This window comes from Polaribacter sp. SA4-10 (assembly GCF_002163835.1).
Lineage (GTDB): Bacteria > Bacteroidota > Bacteroidia > Flavobacteriales > Flavobacteriaceae > Polaribacter.
In genome coordinates, this window is record NZ_CP019331.1 from 2623653 (window position 1) to 2638460 (window position 14808).

The following is a 14808-nucleotide window of genomic DNA, read 5'->3' on the forward strand; positions in this document are numbered from 1 at the left end:
GGTTCTATTTTAAACCTAATTTTTCTAAAACGATTGGAACAAGTCTTTCTACAAATTTAGAATACGCTTCCTTAGAAGGGTGAAGACCATCACTTGCAACTAATGTAGGATTTGCTAATCCTTGTTGAGTGATATCAGTAATGTTTAAAAAAGTTATGTTATTTTTATTAAAGAATAACTTTGCAAAATCATTATACTTTTTTATTGCTTCAGAAATTGTTGAATTTTCTTTTCCTAAATTGATAGTTAACTTTAATTAATAAGGTTGTAATTGTAATCTAAAGTTAGATTTTCTGACTCTATTACACTGGTTACATTAGATAATTATTCAATTACTTTGCTTCAAGGAATTTAAAAGAAATACCAAAAACAGTTTGCTACTGTTATTTAAATGCATTTAAACCAGTTATATCTAAGCCAGTAATTAATAAATGTACATCATGTGTGCCTTCATATGTAATAACACTTTCTAAATTCATCATATGACGCATAATAGAATATTCTCCTGTAATTCCCATTCCGCCTAACATTTGTCTTGCTTCTCTAGCAATTTTTATTGCCATATCTACATTATTACGTTTTGCCATAGAAATTTGACCAGAAGTTGCTTTTCCTTCATTTTTTAAAGTTCCTAATCTCCAAGCTAACAATTGTGCTTTGGTAATTTCGGTAATCATTTCTGCCAATTTTTTTTGTTGTAATTGAAATTGTCCAATAGGTTTTCCAAACTGAATTCTTTCTTTAGAATATCTTAAAGCAGTATCATAACAATCCATTGCAGCGCCAATTGCTCCCCAAGCAATTCCAAAACGAGCAGAATCTAAGCAACCTAAAGGAGCTCCAAGTCCAGATTTATTAGGTAATAAATTTTCTTTTGGCACTTTTACATTATCAAAAATTAATTCTCCAGTTGCAGAAGCACGAAGCGACCATTTATTATGCGTTTCTGGAGTAGAAAAACCTTCCATTCCACGTTCTACAATTAAGCCATGGATTCTTCCTTCTTCATTTTTGGCCCAAACTACAGCCACTTGTGCAAAAGGCGCATTAGAAATCCACATTTTTGCACCGTTTAAAAGGTAATGATCTCCCATATCTTTAAACTTAGTTTCCATTCCACTTGGGTTAGAACCATGATTTGGTTCTGTTAAACCAAAACATCCCATCCATTCGCCAGAAGCCAGTTTTGGTAAATATTTTTTACGTTGTTCTTCGTTTCCGTATTTATAAATAGGATACATAACCAAAGAAGATTGAACAGAAGCAGTAGAACGGACACCAGAATCTCCACGTTCAATTTCTTGCATAATTAAACCATAAGAAATTTGGTCTAAACCTGCGCCTCCATATTCTTCTGGAATATATGGGCCAAAAGCACCAATTTCTGCTAATCCACCAATAATTTGTTTTGGGAATTCTGCACGTTGCGCATATTCTTCAATAATTGGAGAAACATCACGTTTTACCCAATCTCTGGCAGCATCTCTTACTAATTTATGTTCTTCTGAAAGTAAATCATCTATTTGATAATAATCTGGGGCTTGAAATAAATCTGCTTTCATTGTTTTTTTCTTTATTAAAATTATGTAATTCTAAATTTATGTTTCCTTTTTTTGGGAAAAATGTAATTTTAAATCAAATTTAATAATTGTTTTTGAAACTTTCCCTTTTTTGTAAAAATATATTTTCACTTTTATAGAAGTAATATTATTAAAAATTTATTGAAGTTCATCAACAGAAAGACTTAAAAGTTGATCTTTTCTGTTAAGTTTGTAATAATGAAGAATACTTTAGGAAAACAAGAACGTTTAAAAAGTAAGAAAATAATAGAAAGACTTTATAAAGAAGGAATTTCTGTTAAAGCTTTCCCTTTTAGAATGATGTATTTACAAACAGAACACACATCAGATTTTCCTGCACAAGTTGGAGTTACTGTTCCTAAGAGGAATTTTAAAAATGCACCGGATAGAAACCGAATAAAAAGGTTAATGCGTGAAACATATCGTTTGCAAAAAGAAATTGTATATAATAATTTAGAGAAACCTTGTGTTTTTATGATTTCATATATTGGTAGAGAAGAATGGAAGTATGAAGAGTTGTATGCTAAAATGGAGAAGTTACTAACGTTATTTATTAACGATGTAAAAAATAAAGAAGATGAAGAGAGTTAATTTTAAAAACAGCACACTTGTTATTTTATTGGTTGCAACGATTTTTTTATCGTTTTCATTTAAATCCAAATTTTTTGAAGTAGCAAAACAAATTGAAATTTACAATACACTTTTTAAAGAGTTAAATATGTATTATGTAGATGAAATAAACCCTGCTGAACTTACAAACAAAGCCATTAAAAACACCCTAAAAGACTTAGATCCTTACACCAATTTTTATAACGAACAAGATGTTGAAGATGCTAAAATTAGAAGAGCTGGAGAGTATGGTGGTATTGGAGTTGCTGTTTTTTACAACAAAAAAGGAATTGTAATTAGTGAGGTTTATAAAGGTTTTTCTGCAGATAAAGTGGAGTTAAAAATTGGTGATATTATTATTTCTGTTGACGGACAATTAATAAACAATATGGAAAGAGATCAACTTTCTATGTTTTTAAAAGGAATACCAAACAGCAAGCTTTTAGTAGAAATTGATCGACAAGGAAATATTATTAAAAAAGAATTAATAAGAGATAAAATAGTTGTAAATCCTGTTCCTTTTTTTGAGATGATAAATGAGGAAACAGGTTATATTGTTCTTACTCGTTTTAATGATAAAGCTTCATCTGAAGTGAAAAAAGCGTTTAGAGAATTGAAGAAGAAAGGTATGAAAAACCTGGTTTTCGATTTAAGAGGAAATCCTGGGGGTTCTTTAATGGAGTCTATTAATATTTCTAACTTCTTTTTACCGAAAGGAAAAACGATAGTAACTACAAAGGCAAAAGTTAAAAAATGGAGCAATACTTATAGAACAACAAATGCTCCTTTAGATTTAGAAATTCCGATTGTGGTTTTGGTAAATGGACGTTCTGCATCTGCATCAGAAATTGTTAGTGGATCTTTACAAGATTATGATAGAGCTGTAATTATGGGGCAACGTTCTTTTGGTAAAGGGCTTGTACAGCGCTATAGGGAGCTAACTTATGGTACACAATTAAAAGTAACAATTTCTAAATACTACACACCAAGTGGAAGATGTATTCAAGAATTAGATTATGCAAACAGAGATAAAAATGGCAAAGTGCCTAAATTTTCAGATACTGGAATTAATGCCTTTAAAACTGAAAATGGAAGAAAAGTTTTTGATGGAGGAGGTATTTTACCAGATGTAATTATAGCCAGTTCAAAAAGAACAGCTGCAACTAAAAAGTTACTTTCTTCAAAAGCTATTTTTAATTTTGCGACTGATTATTTTTATGAAAATAATAAAATAAAGGATGTTGAAAACTATCAATTTAAAGATGTTGATTTTAAGAAGTTTATAAATTATTTAGCAGATGAGACTGCTTTTGAAACAGAACAAGAATCATTATTTAAAAAAGCATATTCATCAGTAGAAAAAAGCAGTGTTTCTAAAGAATATGAACATATAAAAAGAAAATTATTTGAGAATAAAATTGATGAAATAACTAAAAATAAAGATATTTTAAAAGAACATCTTAAATCTGAGATTATAAAAAGATATTATTACAAAGAAGGTGTTTATAAACATAATTTAAAAAACGATAAAGTAATATCTGAGGCAGTAAAATTGTTAAATGAAGAGAATAGATATGTTAAAGTATTATCTAATCAATAAATAGAGTCAAATACTTACCTTTGTACCTTAAAATAAAGAATGTTACAAACTAAAAAAATAAATAGAACTCGAGCGCAAGAGTCTACAAATGCCATAGAAAAACTATACATTTCTATGCGTCATTTATTTAGTAGAGGTTTTTATAAACCAATGGGGATTTCAGGAGAAGCATTACGTAAATCATTATTGCTCTTACGTCCAGAGATTTATGGTTCAATTGCAGAAGATAGAATAGAGTTAAATGGTTTAACTTATGTTATAGAGAGGTTGCCAGAAGGAATAGAAGAATGTCAGTTTATTAATTTAACGGCAGATGAAGGGTATAGGAATTCAAATTTTAAGGCGATTATTCCTCCAAAAAGAAGGAGAAATTGTTATAGAATAGATAAAGATCAAATGAATATAGAGATTACCAGAGGAAGGTCTGAAATCTATGATATTCTTACACATCTAACGTTTTTGTTTATTGAATCGCATAAAATTTATGAACGTGTTTCTTTAAATGATGGACAAGATTTTATTAGAGAATGGAAGCATTTAGAAAATATTGTTATTAATCAAATAGAAATATCAGAAAAAGAAAGAGAAGTTATTATTGCTCATTTAGGAAGTATTTTAGGAAGAACTTTTGATGAGGTTTCTAATATTCATGAAACGTTTTCAACAAAAGAAAACCCAGATAGGTTTTTTCAATTAATTTATTGGCTAGGTAAACTTGCAATAAATGAAAATATTGAAGAAAAAAAACGAACAATAACTTTTAGTTCTGTTTTAATAGAGGAAATTGGTCATCACATTTATGGAGATATTTGGGCAGATAATATTAAAAAGGTACTAAAAGAAAACAAACTATTACAAAGGCCTATTCATATTATTAGTGCAAATATGCATAGTGTTTTAAATTCTATTTATGCTCAAGGTGCTTTACCTAGGGAGGCAAAAGAATTTAAAGGATTTGAATTGTATCAACTATTAAGTAATTCGGATAGCAAACCATTGCAAAAAGCGGTGAAAGATTATGCTTCTGAAAACGGATTAATTTATATTAAAGATACCTCAGGAACAAATATAAATGTTCAAATAATAGATACAGATAAAATAAATTTTGATGTTTCACCGTTTAAAAAAGAAAATTCTGTTTCAGAGAGGCCAGTAATTATTGTGATGGACTATGCTTTTGGAGAGCAAGCGTATGAAACGATGGACGAATTGTTAAAACCATATAAAAACAGTAAAAAGAAAAGCTATTTAGATGTAAAGTCGGTTTCTATAATGGGTAAAGCAGGTATTTTGGAGGGCGGAAAAGGAGATATTATGATTCCTGATGCACATATTTTTGAAGGAACTGCAGACAATTATCCGTTTAAAAATGAGCTTTCAAAAGAAGATTTAGAAGGTTTTGGTGTAGCCGTTTTTGATGGTTCAATGATTTCAGTATTAGGAACATCATTACAAAATAAAGACTTATTGAAGTTTTTTCACGATTCTACATGGAATGTTATTGGCTTAGAGATGGAAGGAGCTCATTATCAAAAAGCAATTCAATCTGCATCTAAAATTAGAGGCAATATATCAGAAAATGTAAAAGTAAGATATGCGTATTATGCGTCAGATAATCCTTTAGAAACAGGAGCAACATTAGCCTCTGGAGGTTTAGGAATGACAGGGGTAGTGCCAACTTATGCAATTACACAGAAAATATTAGAACAAATTTTTCAACAATTATAAACTGTTTTTATTAAAACCAAACAATGTCAACAAACCAAACAAACAACGAAGAAGAAGTAGATTTAGGTTCCTTATTTGTAATTATGGGAAAAGGATTTTCTAAACTTTTCAATTTTATTGGAAATATTTTTAAAGGGACTTTTCATGTCATAATTGCAATTCTTATTTTCCTAAAAAAAAATATTATTAAAATAAGTGTTGCAGCAATTATTGGTGGAATTTTAGGTTTCTTTTTAGAAGTGAAAAAAATAGATACTTTTAAATCTGAATTATTATTAGAGCCAAATTTTAACAGTACAAGACAATTATATGATAATATAAGTTATTACAATAACCTTGTTAAACAAAAAGACACTGCAGGTTTAGTAGAAACGTTTAAGTTAGATAAATTAGCTGCTGCCAGTCTTAAGGAATTTGTGATTCATCCAATTGAAACTGGAAGTGATATTATCAATTCTTATGACGTATTTGTCTCTTCTGTAGATACAACTACTGTAAAGAGTTATAGTTTTATTGAGTTTAAAAATGGATTTACTTCATATGATTATAGAGTTCATAAAGTAACAGTTACTTCAACACAGAATAATATTTTTGATAAACTAGGTGATGTTATAATTTATTCGATAACAAATAATAAATATTTTAATAGAATAAAAGAATTATCAAATAAAAACTTAAATAGAACAGACTCTTTATATCGTCAGAATTTAACACAAATAGATTCTTTAAGAAATATTTATATGGAGGTTATGTTAGAAGAGGCTAAGAAGCAAACAAGTGGCACAAGTATAGATTTAGGAGGGGTTAAAAGAACAACTAAAGAATTAGAATTGTTTGCAACTACTAGGCTAATTAATGATGATTTAAAAAAGACTACTTTTCAAAAATCTACAAAATATGAAATAATTAATGTTCTTTCAAGTTTTCAAGCAACAGGAACTGAAATAAAAGGACTAACAAAAAATTATGTTTTTTTACTTGGAGTTCTTGGAGCAATACTTATGATTTTAGTATTGTTAATTAAACAATTAAACACCTATTTAGAAAATTATAAAAAGTAATTATATGCAAACAATTTTAGTTACTGGTGGAGCAGGTTTTATTGGGTCTAATTTTATTCCATTTTTTTTGAAAAATAATTCAGAATATCATGTTGTAAACTTAGATTTATTAACATATGCTGGAGATTTTGCTAATTTAAAAGAAGTTGAGAAATCTGATAGATATACTTTTGTAGAAGGAGATATTTGTGATAGAAACTTGGTAGAATCACTTTTTGATAAACACAGCTTTACTGGCGTAATTCATTTTGCAGCGGAATCTCATGTAGATAATTCAATAACAAATCCAGATGCTTTTGTTAGAACAAATGTTTTTGGCACTTTTAATTTATTGGACGTTGCAAAGAATTATTGGATGGATTCGCCAAATGTATATAAGAGAGGTTTTGAAGATTGTAGGTTTCATCATATTTCTACAGATGAAGTTTATGGAACTTTAGGAGAAACAGGTTTATTTACAGAAGAAACTTCGTATGCTCCAAATAGCCCTTACAGTGCTTCTAAAGCTTCTTCAGATTTTATGGTTAGAAGTTATTATCATACGTATGGAATGAATGTTGTAACAACAAATTGTTCTAATAATTATGGACCAAAACAGCATGATGAAAAACTAATTCCAACAATAATTAGGAAAGCTTTGTCTGGAGAGCAAATTCCCATTTATGGAGATGGAAAAAACATTAGAGATTGGCTGTATGTTTTAGATCATTGTAAAGGAATTGAAATGGTGTTTAGAACGGGGAAAACAGGAGAAACATATAATATTGGAGGGAAAAATGAACGAGATAATTTATATATTGTTGATACAATTTGTGAGATTTTAGATACAGTTATACCGAAAGAAAAATCATATAAGGAACAAATTAGCTTTGTAAAAGATAGACCAGGTCATGATTTTAGATATGCTATAGATGCTTCAAAAATTGAAGAAAGTTTAGGTTGGAAAGCAGAAGAAAATTTTGAAACTGGGATAAAAAAAACAATTGAATGGTATCTTGCCAAATATCAAAAATAATATGAAAGGAATAGTTTTAGCAGGAGGTTCAGGTACAAGATTACATCCAATTACATTGGCTGTAAGTAAACAATTAATGCCTGTTTATGATAAACCAATGATTTATTATCCGATTTCTGTATTAATGTTAGCAGGAATTAATGAAATATTAATTATTTCTACACCACAAGATTTACCTTTATTTAAAAGGTTATTAGGTGATGGTAAAAAATTAGGATGTGATTTTCAGTATGCTATACAAGAAAATCCAAATGGATTGGCTGAAGCGTTTATTATAGGAGAGAAATTTATTGGAAAAGATAAAGTAGCTTTAATTTTAGGAGATAATATTTTTTATGGATCTGGTCTGCCAAAATTATTAAAAGCAAATAACAACCCTAATGGAGGAATTGTTTATGCCTATCATGTAAATGACCCTGAAAGATATGGTGTAGTTGATTTTGATGAAAATATGAATGCAATTTCTATTGAAGAAAAACCATTAAATCCAAAATCTAATTATGCAGTACCAGGTATTTATTTTTATGATAATTCTGTGATTGAAATTGCAAAAAACATGAAACCTAGTAAACGAGGTGAATTAGAAATTACAGATATAAATAAAATATATTTAGAGAACGGAAATTTATCTGTAAGAGTTTTAGATAGAGGTACGGCTTGGTTAGATACGGGTACTTTTGACTCTTTAATGCAAGCATCTCAATTTGTACAGGTAATAGAAGAAAGACAAGGTTTAAAAATAGGTTCTATTGAAGAAGCAGCTTATAGAAGTGGTTTTATAACAAAAGAACAATTATATAAATTAGTAGCACCTTTATTGAAAAGTGGTTATGGAGAAAGCTTAATGAAACTATAATGATAGTTACAAAAACTGATTTAGAAGATTGCTTTATAATTAAACCACAAATTTTTGGAGATGAAAGAGGTTACTTTTTTGAAACTTTTAATAAAGAAAAGTTCCAAAAATTAACCAATTTAGAAATAGTTTTTTTGCAGGATAATGAGGCATTTTCAAATAAAGGTATTTTAAGAGGGTTGCATTTTCAAAAAGGTAAGTTTGCACAAGCAAAATTAGTTAGAGTTGTAAAAGGAAAAGTTTTAGACGTAGCAGTAGATTTAAGGCCTGAATCAAAATCTTTTGGCAAACATTTTTCAATTATTTTATCAGGAGAAAATAAAAATCAACTTTTTGTTCCAAGAGGTTTTGCACATGGATATTCTGTTTTAGAAGATAATACTATTGTATCTTATAAATGTGATAATTATTATCAACCAGATGCAGAAGATGGTTTGATTTATAATGATGAAGGTTTGGGAATTGATTGGATGTTGAAGGAGGAGGAAATCGTATTATCAGAAAAAGATAAAAATTTGAAAACGTTTAATTAGTTTATGTAATGGTTGAAAGAACAGGGATAATAATACAGGCAAGAATTTCATCTACAAGGTTGCCAAAAAAAATTATTTTAGAAATAGATGAACAAATTACATTTTTAGATGTTTTATTAAATAAGTTAAAAAAATTAAAAATTAAACTTCCTATAGTTTTAGCTACGTCTAATTTATCTGTAGATAGTATTCTAGGGGAGTTTGCTGAAAAACATAAAATAAAATTTTACAGAGGTTCAGAAGAAAATGTATTAGAAAGGTTTATAGATTGTGCAGAAGAAAATAATTTTAATACAATTATAAGGGTTTGTTCTGATAATCCTTTTATTGATGTGAACTACATAGAAAAAATTGTTAAAAGCTATAAAGGAGAAGATTACTTATCATATAAAATTAATAATTCTCCTTCAATTTTAACTCATTTCGGGTTTTTTACCGAAATGGTAAGTTTAAAAGCATTAAAAAAAGTAGCTTCTAAAAAAGATAATAATTGTATTGAACATGTTACAAATTGTATTTATAAAAATCCAAATCATTTTAATGTTCGCTTTTTAGAAGAAAATATTCAGAACAATGATATTAGATGTACATTAGATACTAAAAGTGATTTTGAAATACTTAAAGATATTTATTTTAATTTCATGAAAGAAAATCCAAATGCAGGATATTTAGAAATTATTAAATACATAGAAACAAGGCAAGACTTGCTAGTTGGAATGAAAAAAATAATAAAAGAAAACACAAAATGACATATATAATTGGTGAAATAGGGCAGAATCATAATGGATCTGTAGATTTATGTAAATTACTTGTAGATGTTGCAGCAAGACCCATAAAAGACACCTTATTTGGAAATGATTTAAAGCAAATGGATGCTGTAAAACTTACTAAAAGAGATTTGTCTCAAGAGTTGTCATCAACTCAGATGAAAAGTCTATATAACACACCACATTCTTTCGGGAAAACTTATGGAGAGCATAGAGATTTTCTAGAATTAAATGATGAGCAACATTTTGAAGTTTATAAATATACGAAAGAGAAAGGGTTAGATTTTGTAGAAACATTATGTGCAATTGGATGTTTAAGTATGCTCAACCTTTTTACTCCAGATAAACTAAAAGTAGCATCAAGAGATTTAACCAATCTACCACTGCTTTCAGCATTAGCAGAAACTAAAATTCCAATTATAGTTTCTACAGGAATGTCAGGAGAAAGGGAATTAGATCTTGCTTTAGAGACTATAAATAAATATCATAATAATATTTCAATCTTACATTGTGTTTCCGAATATCCAACAAGATATGAGAATGTAAACTTGAAAACGATAACATATTTAAAAAAACAATATCCGCAGTATTCAATTGGTTATTCAGATCATACAATTGGTATATCTACACCAATTGCAGCAGTTGCTATGGGGGCAGAAATTATTGAAAAGCATATTACTTTAGATAGAAATTTAAAAGGAACAGATCAAAAAGGTTCTTTGGCTATTGATGGTATTTATAGAATGCTTAGAGATATTAGAAATTTGGATATATCCATGGGGGACGAGAAAATGGAGATTGTAAACTCTGTGGAAAGCGCTAGAAATAAATTAGAAAGATCTATAGCTACAAATAAAAGTTTAAAAAAAGGAAGTATAATTACAGAAAAAGATATTCATTTATTAAGCCCTGGTGATGGCGTAAAGTGGATAGATAAAACAAATATCGTAGGGAAAGTTCTTATTAACGACCTTCCAAAAGATGAAATAGTTTATTTAAAAAACATTAAATAGTATGTTGCCAAAACTAGTTTTAACAGATATTGATGGTGTTTGGACGGATTGTGGAATGTATTATGATGAAAAAGGGAATGAGTTAAAGAAGTTTAATACTTATGATAGTGCAGGAGTTTTATTCTGTAAACTTTTAGATATTCCTTTTGGGATAATTACTGGAGAAAACGCAAAATCTGTAGAAAGGAGAGCAAAAAAATTAAAAGCAGATTATTTGTTTCTAGGTGCAAAAAATAAGCTAGAAATTGTTAAAGACTTGGCTAAAGAACTAAAGATACAGCTGTCTGATATTGCGTATATAGGAGATGATATAAATGATTATTTAGTGTTAAAAAACGTTGGACTTAGCGCTGTGCCTAAAAGTGCGCCTATTTACATGAAAGAAATTGTCGACTGGCAGTTAGAAAAAAAAGGTGGAGAAGGGGTTTTTAGAGAGTTTGTAGAAAAAATATTATCAAGTAACAATATAGACGTAATAGACCTTCTAAAGAAAAGTAATTTGATTAATGAATATAATCAGTGATAATTTTTTTTAAAAAAATGAATAAAACTTTCCCTTTTTTTAAACTGTTGAATGTTTTTTTAAGAATAGGAGGTATCGGTAGTAAGTTTTTAATTGTTACACTAATGTCTAAATATTTTGATGTAGATGTTTTTGGCAATTATGGATTAATAACATCAATCATAACAATTTTAATATTTGTTTTAGGTTTAGATTTTTATAATTTTAGTATTAGAGATATTTTAAAAACTTCGGATAAACAAGAAATTATAAACAAAGTAACACTAACATTCGCATTATATTTATTCGTTTATATATTATTTATTGTAGTTGGATACTTTATTTTTAGTAGTATAAATTATATAAAACCATATCTCTTTTTAGTGCTCTTATTAGTAATTACAGAACACTTATCCCAAGAAATTTATAGGCTATTAGTTGGTTTTAAAAAAGTATTATTAGCAAATATTTTACTATTTTTTAGAACCGTAAGTTGGAGTTCAATTATAATCTATTACTATTATAATAATAGTTTAATAACTATTAATAAAATTTTTATTCTTTGGCTGATAGCTAATACTTTAACAATAGTATATGTTATTATTCTATCTATAATAAAGAATTATAATAGAATTATAAAAATTTCTCTTAACTCAAATTGGGTAAAAAAGGGGTTAAGAATAAGTTCCGTATTTTTTCTTGCAACTATTAGTCTTAAGTCAATGGAATATGCAAATAGATTTATTGTAGACTACTTTATGGGAGAAGAATTAGCAGGTATCTTTTTATTTTATTCTAATATATCTATTTTAATTACAGTTTATATAAATACAATAGTTATATCTTTTGAATTGCCAGAACTTATTAAATCAGCAAATTTACCTGATGTAAATAAACTTCTAAAAAAGTTTAAAAAATCATTATTAATACATACTTTAATTTCATCTTTATTTATTTTTTTAATTATAAAACCCTTGTTAATGTGGCAAAATAAAGTTGAGTTTGAAAATTTTTTACCTTTAATCTATTTTCTGATAATTGGTGCTGGACTAATGAATTATTCATTGTTTTATCACTTTAAACTTTATATTTATCATAAAGATAAAGCGTTATTAAAATCTATGGTTTTTTCTGCTATTCTTAGCCTGTTATTAACCATTAGTTTAACGTATTTTTATGGAATTTACGGAACAGCAACAGCTTTTGTGATTTCTAGCATTATATTATTTTACATGCGTTACAATGAAGCAAAAAAAATGAAATATGATTAATATTTATATAGGTTTATCTAAAAATCAAATTTCATCTTATGAAGCAATTATAAAAGATGAAAAAAAGACAAACTGTCAAAATATCTTAATATCTAATAAAACTTTAAAAAATGATTTAAAGTTATGGGATAAAGTTATTTATGCAAAAGAATCATTTAACAATCAGTCTACAGGTAGATTATCTGAGTTAAAAAATATAATTATTAAGGTAAAACAATATAAACAGATTATAAGAGAACTTAATATTTACAAAAAAGAAGAAAATATCACTTTGTATTTTACTTACGTAGAAGATGTTTTAACAAATCACTTGCTTTTTTCTTTTAATAAAAACATGAAAGGTATTGTAGTAGAAGATGGTACACTAAACTATTATCCACATACAATAAAGTCTTTATCACAAAAAAAAGTATTTCTAAAATGGATACTAAGTAATTCATACAATGTTAGGTTTAAATATTATAAAGGACATTCTAGTGGAATAGAGAATAGAAATGTTATTAGACAGTATGTTAGAGTTCCTGAGTTGTCTCAGTTTCCAGAAAAATCAGTAAAGTTAAAATACCCTACAAGAAAATTAAATGTAACAGATACAGTTTTAATTATAGGTCAAGAAGGGTATATAAATCAATTAGGTGAAAATAGATATATTAATAATTTAAAAGATTTGGTTAAACTAATTCAATCAAAAAACGATTACCCTCAAATAGAGAAAATATATTATAAGCCACATAGAAATGGTAAAAGAATAGATTTAGAATACTTAAAAACGCTGTTTTTAAATAAAGAAGTTGTTTACCTAAAGTCAGATGAGCCATTAGAAGATTTGTTTTTTAATAAATTAGGTTCAAAGCATATATATTCTTTTGATTCTAGCGCCTTATTAAATATTTATCTAGAATCTGAAGATAGTGTTAAAAGAAAGCTTAATTTTAATGTCCTTTTAAGGTATAATAATTTACTGAAACCAATTTTCCAGAAATTTGAATTTAATATTTATAAATGATTATTGCTTTTAATATATTAATTACACTTATAGCTATAGTTATAATGTTATACCTTTTAGAAAAAGATTTAGGTCTTTTTTTATTATCAATTATGATATTTGTTCAATATATTTGGATGTTTTTCTCTCTAATGGTTATAGAGTCTGGTGTGCATATTGTTGAGCAAGGTAGAGATGGATATTTTGTTTATAGTACTTTGGTTTTATTACTCTTTTTTATTACAACCATAATATCTTTAATTTTTTTTAAAAAAATATTCACTAATTTTTTTAAGAATATTAAAGTGACCAAAATTAAATTTGGTAAAATTAAAGAGCCCCAAATAACAAGAGTATTTATAGGTTTTGTCTTTTTTATGGCTTTTTTAAATTTGTTTTTGTCGCCAATACCTATTTTTTCAGATAATGTGTCAAAGTTTAATTTTTGGGAACACTCAAAATTTCCATTTCTAAAATCGATTGTTGGTAATGTAATGGCTTTTGTTGCTTTTGGTTCTGCAATATTATTTAGATATTATAAAAAAACATCAATTTTTTTCTTAATACTTTATGTTTCGTATTTATTACTTATAGGGCAGAAATTCACAGGATTTTTTATAGGTATAACAGGTGCTTTACTTGCTTTATATTTTACCTCAGAAAAAAAAATAACCTTTAAACTTAAATGGATTTTTAATAAATATCTATTATTATTTATTGGAGCAATGTTTTTTTTAGTACTATATAAATACACTATTAGTAATCCTTTTAGAAATTTAAAAATGACACCATTAGAATCTGTGTTTTATAGGTTTTTCGGATTACAAGGACATGTGTTTTGGGGAACAACGGAACAATATATTTATTTGAATAAACCCAATACTTGGAATATTTTTGAACTTTGGAAAGGAATGCATCTCTTAATGCTTGAATTTTGGCCATGGAGGTATCAAGATTTTATTTCTGTAACAAATAGAGGTGTAAGTTGGACAAATGCATATCCTTCAATCTTAATTAGAATTTTTCCTTTACCAATTGCTCTATTCGCAAATTTTATTTTGGTTTCATTTCTTTCTTTAATGCAAACCTTGTTAAGTATTTTTATTAAAAGAAAATCTTTATTTATTAGTATTATATTTTTTCAGCTTTTAATTTGGACTAGTTATGCTTATACAATGGCTTATTTTAACAAGTTATTAATACCAGTTTTCTTTATTTTTATTTTTTTCACATACAAATACTTAGTTGTAAAAACTAAAAAAGAATAAAAATGAAAAAAGATTTACTC

Annotated in this window: 15 protein-coding genes; 13 read left to right on the plus strand and 2 right to left on the minus strand. The window is 27.3% G+C overall.

Going from position 1 to position 14808, the window contains the following annotated elements; translation table 11 throughout:
- Nucleotides 1–4 precede the first annotated feature (4 nt).
- A complete protein-coding gene (locus BTO04_RS15765; RefSeq protein WP_157662487.1) occupies nucleotides 5–244 on the minus strand; it encodes an SGNH/GDSL hydrolase family protein in 240 nt (79 codons plus the stop codon).
- Nucleotides 245–383: 139 nt separating this feature from the next.
- A complete protein-coding gene (locus BTO04_RS11490) occupies nucleotides 384–1562 on the minus strand; it encodes an acyl-CoA dehydrogenase family protein (RefSeq protein WP_087564631.1) in 1179 nt (392 codons plus the stop codon).
- A gap of 216 nt (nucleotides 1563–1778) precedes the next feature.
- On the opposite strand from BTO04_RS11490, the gene rnpA reads away from it, so the two are divergent.
- The 13 genes from rnpA to BTO04_RS11555 are packed head-to-tail and all read left to right on the plus strand — an operon-like array spanning nucleotide 1779 to nucleotide 14788.
- Nucleotides 1779–2171 (plus strand): ribonuclease P protein component, encoded by a 393-nt coding sequence (gene rnpA / locus BTO04_RS11495; RefSeq protein WP_087564632.1) that lies wholly within the window; start codon nucleotides 1779–1781, stop codon nucleotides 2169–2171.
- Nucleotides 2158–3789: a S41 family peptidase gene (locus tag BTO04_RS11500; RefSeq protein ID WP_087564633.1), complete on the plus strand. Its 1632-nt coding sequence runs from the start codon at nucleotides 2158–2160 to the stop codon at nucleotides 3787–3789. Before rnpA ends, BTO04_RS11500 begins: the two co-directional genes overlap by 14 nt.
- A gap of 39 nt (nucleotides 3790–3828) precedes the next feature.
- Complete coding sequence (locus BTO04_RS11505) at nucleotides 3829–5517, plus strand: hypothetical protein (protein ID WP_087564634.1); 1689 nt, start codon at nucleotides 3829–3831, stop codon at nucleotides 5515–5517.
- A 23-nt stretch (nucleotides 5518–5540) separates the two neighbouring features.
- Nucleotides 5541–6578 (plus strand): hypothetical protein, encoded by a 1038-nt coding sequence (locus tag BTO04_RS11510; protein ID WP_087564635.1) that lies wholly within the window; start codon nucleotides 5541–5543, stop codon nucleotides 6576–6578.
- A 4-nt stretch (nucleotides 6579–6582) separates the two neighbouring features.
- Nucleotides 6583–7593, plus strand: coding sequence for a dTDP-glucose 4,6-dehydratase (gene rfbB, locus BTO04_RS11515; protein WP_087564636.1), 1011 nt, complete (start codon nucleotides 6583–6585; stop codon nucleotides 7591–7593).
- 1 nt (nucleotide 7594) lies between these two features.
- Nucleotides 7595–8449 carry a glucose-1-phosphate thymidylyltransferase RfbA gene (rfbA, locus tag BTO04_RS11520; RefSeq protein ID WP_087565404.1) on the plus strand — a complete coding sequence of 285 codons (855 nt, stop codon included), beginning with the start codon at nucleotides 7595–7597 and terminating at the stop codon, nucleotides 8447–8449.
- Nucleotides 8449–8982 carry a dTDP-4-dehydrorhamnose 3,5-epimerase gene (gene rfbC, locus BTO04_RS11525; RefSeq protein WP_087564637.1) on the plus strand — a complete coding sequence of 178 codons (534 nt, stop codon included), beginning with the start codon at nucleotides 8449–8451 and terminating at the stop codon, nucleotides 8980–8982. Before rfbA ends, rfbC begins: the two co-directional genes overlap by 1 nt.
- An 8-nt stretch (nucleotides 8983–8990) precedes the next feature.
- Complete coding sequence (locus BTO04_RS11530) at nucleotides 8991–9731, plus strand: hypothetical protein (RefSeq protein ID WP_087564638.1); 741 nt, start codon at nucleotides 8991–8993, stop codon at nucleotides 9729–9731.
- On the plus strand, nucleotides 9728–10762 hold the full coding sequence (locus tag BTO04_RS11535; protein ID WP_087564639.1) for an N-acetylneuraminate synthase family protein: 1035 nt from the start codon (nucleotides 9728–9730) through the stop codon (nucleotides 10760–10762). The genes BTO04_RS11530 and BTO04_RS11535 overlap by 4 nt, the downstream gene beginning before the upstream one ends.
- A 1-nt stretch (nucleotide 10763) precedes the next feature.
- A complete protein-coding gene (locus BTO04_RS11540; RefSeq protein WP_087564640.1) occupies nucleotides 10764–11285 on the plus strand; it encodes an HAD family hydrolase in 522 nt (173 codons plus the stop codon).
- A 17-nt stretch (nucleotides 11286–11302) separates the two neighbouring features.
- On the plus strand, nucleotides 11303–12535 hold the full coding sequence (locus BTO04_RS11545) for a hypothetical protein (RefSeq protein WP_087564641.1): 1233 nt from the start codon (nucleotides 11303–11305) through the stop codon (nucleotides 12533–12535).
- Nucleotides 12528–13541, plus strand: coding sequence for a hypothetical protein (locus BTO04_RS11550; RefSeq protein WP_087564642.1), 1014 nt, complete (start codon nucleotides 12528–12530; stop codon nucleotides 13539–13541). The genes BTO04_RS11545 and BTO04_RS11550 overlap by 8 nt, the downstream gene beginning before the upstream one ends.
- Nucleotides 13538–14788: a DUF6418 domain-containing protein gene (locus tag BTO04_RS11555; RefSeq protein WP_087564643.1), complete on the plus strand. Its 1251-nt coding sequence runs from the start codon at nucleotides 13538–13540 to the stop codon at nucleotides 14786–14788. The genes BTO04_RS11550 and BTO04_RS11555 overlap by 4 nt, the downstream gene beginning before the upstream one ends.
- Nucleotides 14789–14808 lie beyond the last annotated feature (20 nt).

What these genes read in the sequence shown, in the direction of transcription:
- BTO04_RS11490 (WP_087564631.1), bottom strand. Translation starts at nt 1,562, where the DNA reads ATGAAAGCAGATTTATTTCAAGCCCCAGATTATTATCAAATAGATGAT.
- rnpA (WP_087564632.1), top strand. Translation starts at nt 1,779, where the DNA reads ATGAAGAATACTTTAGGAAAACAAGAACGTTTAAAAAGTAAGAAAATA.
- BTO04_RS11500 (WP_087564633.1), top strand. Translation starts at nt 2,158, where the DNA reads ATGAAGAGAGTTAATTTTAAAAACAGCACACTTGTTATTTTATTGGTT.
- BTO04_RS11505 (WP_087564634.1), top strand. Translation starts at nt 3,829, where the DNA reads ATGTTACAAACTAAAAAAATAAATAGAACTCGAGCGCAAGAGTCTACA.
- BTO04_RS11510 (WP_087564635.1), top strand. Translation starts at nt 5,541, where the DNA reads ATGTCAACAAACCAAACAAACAACGAAGAAGAAGTAGATTTAGGTTCC.
- rfbB (WP_087564636.1), top strand. Translation starts at nt 6,583, where the DNA reads ATGCAAACAATTTTAGTTACTGGTGGAGCAGGTTTTATTGGGTCTAAT.
- rfbA (WP_087565404.1), top strand. Translation starts at nt 7,595, where the DNA reads ATGAAAGGAATAGTTTTAGCAGGAGGTTCAGGTACAAGATTACATCCA.
- rfbC (WP_087564637.1), top strand. Translation starts at nt 8,449, where the DNA reads ATGATAGTTACAAAAACTGATTTAGAAGATTGCTTTATAATTAAACCA.
- BTO04_RS11530 (WP_087564638.1), top strand. Translation starts at nt 8,991, where the DNA reads ATGGTTGAAAGAACAGGGATAATAATACAGGCAAGAATTTCATCTACA.
- BTO04_RS11535 (WP_087564639.1), top strand. Translation starts at nt 9,728, where the DNA reads ATGACATATATAATTGGTGAAATAGGGCAGAATCATAATGGATCTGTA.
- BTO04_RS11540 (WP_087564640.1), top strand. Translation starts at nt 10,764, where the DNA reads ATGTTGCCAAAACTAGTTTTAACAGATATTGATGGTGTTTGGACGGAT.
- BTO04_RS11545 (WP_087564641.1), top strand. Translation starts at nt 11,303, where the DNA reads ATGAATAAAACTTTCCCTTTTTTTAAACTGTTGAATGTTTTTTTAAGA.
- BTO04_RS11550 (WP_087564642.1), top strand. Translation starts at nt 12,528, where the DNA reads ATGATTAATATTTATATAGGTTTATCTAAAAATCAAATTTCATCTTAT.
- BTO04_RS11555 (WP_087564643.1), top strand. Translation starts at nt 13,538, where the DNA reads ATGATTATTGCTTTTAATATATTAATTACACTTATAGCTATAGTTATA.